Source organism: Cupriavidus sp. 01T418 (assembly GCF_056398885.1).
On record NZ_JBFTQG010000142.1, the window covers coordinates 1 to 707 of the forward strand.

Here is a 707-nt window from a genome sequence, read left to right on the forward strand (position 1 = left end):
AACATCTTCTTGCCTTCCTGCATGGTGGCTTCAATGCGATCGGCAATGTCGAACATCTTCATCGAGCCGGCGTCGCTGGACAGCTTGCGCGCCACTTCCTTGATCACCTGGTTGCGCGGGTCGGAAAYCGTGTACACCGGGTGGCCGAAGCCGATCACGACTTCCTTGTTCTCCACGCGGCGCACGATGTCGGCCTGGGCTTCRTCGGGGGTGTCGTAGCGATTCTGGATCTCGAACGCCACTTCGTTGGCGCCGCCGTGCTTGGGGCCGCGCAGCGCGCCGATGGCGCCGCAGATCGCCGAGTACATGTCCGAGCCCGTGCCGGCGATCACGCGGCCGGTGAAGGTGGAGGCGTTGAACTCGTGCTCGGCGTACAGGTTGAGCGAAGTCTGCATGGCGCGCTCCCACAGCGCCGACGGCTTGCGGCCGTGCAGCAGGTGCAGGAAGTGGCCGCCGATGGTGTCGTCGTCGGTCTCGACTTCGATGCGCTTGCCGTTATGGCTGTAGTGGTACCAGTACAGCAGCATCGAGCCGAGGCTGGCCATCAGGCGGTCGGCGATGTCGCGCGCGCCCGGGGTGTTGTGGTCGTCCTTCTCCGGCAGCACGGTGCCGAGCACGGACACGCCGGTGCGCATCACGTCCATCGGGTGGGCGCTGGCGGGCACCCATTCGAGTGCGGCCTTGACGTTGGCGGGCAGGCCGCGCAG

The 707-nt window shown here is 66.2% G+C and carries 1 protein-coding gene; it reads right to left on the bottom strand.

What is annotated here, in order from left to right:
- The coding region (locus AC1DQ3_RS36610; RefSeq protein WP_477124962.1) for a citrate/2-methylcitrate synthase at positions 1-707 on the bottom strand (707 nt) is incomplete at both ends.